Origin of the sequence: Pseudomonas sp. BF-R-01 (genome assembly GCF_019946615.1) — a bacterium.
Lineage (GTDB): Bacteria > Pseudomonadota > Gammaproteobacteria > Pseudomonadales > Pseudomonadaceae > Aquipseudomonas > Aquipseudomonas migulae.
Map to the genome: position 1 here is coordinate 1 of NZ_JAGYFX010000200.1, position 4,051 is coordinate 4,051.

At 60.0% G+C, this 4,051-nt stretch carries 2 protein-coding genes and 1 riboswitch; of the genes, one reads left to right on the forward strand and one right to left on the reverse strand.

Annotated elements, in window-relative coordinates:
* Nucleotides 1-98: 98 nt before the first annotated feature.
* Complete coding sequence (gene thiC, locus KGB27_RS31075) at nucleotides 99-1,988, reverse strand: phosphomethylpyrimidine synthase ThiC (RefSeq protein WP_207284717.1); 1,890 nt, start codon at nucleotides 1,986-1,988, stop codon at nucleotides 99-101.
* A gap of 164 nt (nucleotides 1,989-2,152) precedes the next feature.
* Nucleotides 2,153-2,258, reverse strand: a riboswitch (TPP riboswitch).
* Nucleotides 2,259-2,450: 192 nt separating this feature from the next.
* Between thiC and KGB27_RS31080 the strand changes: the two genes are divergently transcribed.
* Nucleotides 2,451-3,890, forward strand: a complete 1,440-nt coding sequence (locus tag KGB27_RS31080) for a TolC family outer membrane protein (protein ID WP_008027893.1) — start codon at nucleotides 2,451-2,453, stop codon at nucleotides 3,888-3,890.
* Nucleotides 3,891-4,051: the final 161 nt, after the last annotated feature.

The window sequence follows — 4,051 nt, forward strand, 5'->3', positions numbered from 1 at the left end:
GCCCGCGAAGGCGGTGTGTCAGGTAAAACGCCTTCGCGGGCAAGCCTCGCTCCTACAGGGTATGCGCCAGTCAGGAAGCACTGACGCTGCGGATCAGATCAAACCTTCTTGTACAGCTGACTGCCTTCCTGTTTGAACCGCTCTGCCTGTTCCGCCAATCCTCGGGCGACTTCGGCGTCGACGGTCTCGATCCGCTGGTTGGCCGCGTATTCGCGGACTTCCTGGGTGATTTTCATCGAGCAGAATTTCGGCCCGCACATCGAACAGAAATGCGCGACCTTGGCCGAATCCTTCGGCAACGTCTCATCGTGATACGAACGTGCGGTGTCCGGATCGAGGCCCAGGTTGAACTGGTCTTCCCAACGGAATTCGAATCGCGCCTTGCTCAAGGCATTGTCGCGAATCTGCGCGCCCGGATGTCCCTTCGCCAGATCGGCGGCATGTGCGGCGATCTTGTAAGTAATGATCCCGGTCTTCACGTCATCCTTGTTTGGCAGGCCCAAGTGTTCCTTCGGCGTCACGTAGCAGAGCATCGCGCAACCGAACCAGCCGATCATTGCCGCACCGATACCCGAGGTGATGTGGTCGTAGCCTGGCGCGATGTCGGTGGTCAGCGGGCCGAGGGTGTAGAACGGCGCCTCGTCGCAGCACTCGAGCTGCTTGTCCATGTTCTCTTTGATCAACTGCATCGGCACGTGGCCCGGGCCTTCGATCATGGTTTGCACGTCGTGCTTCCACGCGATCTTGGTCAGCTCGCCGAGGGTTTCCAGCTCGCCGAATTGCGCGGCGTCGTTGGCGTCGGCAATCGAGCCCGGACGCAGGCCGTCGCCCAGCGAGAAGCTGACGTCGTAGGCCTTCATGATTTCGCAGATCTCTTCGAAATGCGTGTAGGCGAAGTTTTCTTTGTGGTGCGCCAGGCACCACTTGGCCATGATCGAACCGCCACGGGAAACGATGCCGGTCACACGTTTGGCGGTCAGCGGCACGTAGCGCAGCAGCACGCCGGCGTGGATGGTGAAGTAATCGACGCCCTGTTCGGCCTGTTCGATCAGCGTGTCGCGGAACAGCTCCCAGGTCAGGTCTTCGGCAGCGCCGCCGACTTTTTCCAGCGCCTGATAAATCGGCACGGTGCCGATCGGCACTGGCGAGTTGCGGATGATCCACTCGCGGGTTTCATGAATGTGCTTGCCGGTGGACAAGTCCATGATGTTGTCCGCGCCCCAGCGAATGCCCCAGGTCAGTTTCGCCACTTCTTCTTCGATGGACGAACCCAGTGCGCTGTTGCCGATGTTGCCGTTGATCTTCACCAGGAAGTTACGGCCGATGATCATCGGTTCCAGTTCGGTGTGGTTGATGTTGGCCGGGATGATCGCGCGACCGCGGGCGATCTCGTCACGAACGAATTCGGGGGTGATGATTTTCGGCACGCTGGCGCCAAAGCTGTGGCCGGCGTGTTGCTGATCCAGCAGGCCAGCGGCACGGGCGACTTCAAGCTTCATGTTTTCGCGGATGGCGACGAATTCCATCTCGGGCGTGATGATGCCCTGACGCGCGTAGTGCATTTGCGTGACGTTGCCACCGGCCTTGGCGCGGCGCGGGTTGTTCACGTGAGCGAATCGCAGCTTGGTCAGCTCCGGATCGGCGAGGCGTTCCTTGCCGAAGTTCGAGCTGAGGCCGGGCAGACGCTCGGTGTCGCCACGGGCTTCGATCCATGGCGAGCGGATGTCGGCCAGGCCTTTGCGCACGTCGATGATCACGTTGGGGTCGGTGTACGGACCCGAGGTGTCGTACACGACAACCGGCGCGTTGATCTCACCGCCGAAGTCGGTCGGGGTCACATCAAGGCTGATTTCGCGCATCGGCACGAGGATGTCCGGGCGGGAGCCCTGAACGTAGATTTTTTGCGAGCGGGTAAACGGTTGAACCGATTGTTGATCGACTTGGGCCGAGTCACTCAGGTTCGTTATGTTTTTTGGTTTTATCGTCATCACGGGCTCTCCGAACACATCCAGGCAGTGGATTTTTTGTCGGAGCGAACCTGTAATCGAATGGACGCACGGGCGCTGGGAAAACCAGCAGTGCTGTGCTCAGTGCTCGAGGGGTGTTCGATTGTCGAACAACATCCCGGACGAAGCACAAGAGGACTCGCCGGGTGACGAGAAATCTTGTTCCCTACGCAGGCGCTAACCTGATCAGGTTCAACGGGATCCGAAATTATTCGATCTCAGCCTCATAGCAAGGCACCCCGACAAGAACCCGGCCAGTCTAGACACAACTGACAAAGAACGCCAACACCGCAGTAAACACCATGATGAATGGCGCAATCAGACGATTGTTGCCGCACGTATGCGCAACTACACTCGCAACGGCCATGTCGCGCATTGACGCTGAGTGGGCTGCGCCGTACCTTTGGCGCTCAAATTATCAGTGTAATTTTTAGGGATGGCCTCATGCTGCGCAAACTCTCACTGGCCCTTGCCGTGTCTTGTGCTTCCAATGGAATGGCCTGGGCAGCAGAAGCGCCCTTATCGACCAAGACCGATCTGGTCAGCGTCTACCAGGAAGCGGTGGACAACAACGCCGACCTGGCCGCCGCCCGCGCCCAATACGGCGCGCAGAAAGAAGTCGTGCCCCAGGCACGCGCCGGCTTGCTGCCGAATATTTCCGGTGGCGCCCAGTTGGCCAACGTGCGCACCGATATCGATCAACCGTCGTCCGTTGCCAACCGTAGCGCCAATTCCTATCAGGCAACGTTGGCTCAGCCTTTGTTTCGTGCCGATCGCTGGTTCCAGTACCAGGCCGCCAAGGACGTCAATGAGCAAGCCGCCCTGCAACTCTCGGCGACCGAGCAGAACCTGATCCTGCAAACCGCCGAGGACTACTTCAACGTGCTGCGCAGCCAGGACAACCTGGCCTCGACCAAGGCCGAGGAAGCGGCGTTCAAGCGTCAGCTCGACCAGTCCAACGAACGCTTCGATGTCGGCCTGTCGGACAAGACCGACGTGCTGCAATCGCAAGCCAGTTACGACACCGCACGGGCCAACCGGATCGTTGCGCAGCGTCAGGTGGATGATGCGTTTGAAGCGTTGATCACCCTGACCAACCGTCAGTACAACTCGATTCAGGGCATCGTTCACACCTTGCCGATCCTGCCGCCGGCACCGAACGACGCCAAGGCCTGGGTCGACACCGCCGCCAAACAGAACCTGAACCTGCTGGCCAGCAACTACGCGGTCAGCGCCGCCGAAGAAACCCTGAAGCAGCGCAAGGCCGGCCACGCACCGACGGTGGATGCGGTGGCCAAGTATGAGAAAGGCGATAACGATGCCTTGGGCTTCAGCAACCCGAACGGCTTCGGCCAGCCATATGGTGGCCCCGTCGAGCAACGCACGCTGGCGCTGCAATTGAACATCCCGATCTACAGCGGCGGGCTGACCAGTTCGCAGGTTCGCGAGTCGTACTCGCGCCTGGATCAGACCGAACAACAGCGTGAAGGCCTGCGTCGGCAGGTGGTGGAAAACACCCGCAACCTGCATCGCGCGGTGAACACCGATGTCGAGCAGGTGCAGGCGCGCAAGCAGTCGATCATCTCCAACCAGAGCGCGGTGGAAGCGACCGAAATCGGTTATCAGGTGGGCACGCGCAACATCGTCGATGTGCTCGACGCGCAGCGTCAGCTGTACACCTCGGTGCGCAATTACAACAACACCCGCTACGACTACATCCTCGACAACCTGCGCCTGAAGCAAGCCGCCGGCACGCTGAACCCGGGGGATTTGCAGGACCTCAAACGCTATCTCAAGGCTGACTACAACCCGGACAAGGACTTCCTGCCACCGGACCTGGCCAAGGCTGCGGCTGAGCAGTTAAAGGCAAAACCGGGGCAATAGTATTCGACGCGACTCTTTGTAGGAGCCGGCTTGCCGGCGATGGCTGTTCCGAAAACGCCATCGCCAGCAAGCTGGCTCCTACAGAATCGGGGGATGACGGAGCTTCTGGGTTCACGCAAAACCCGTAGGAGCCAGGCTTGCCGGCGAAGGCGATTTCAAGG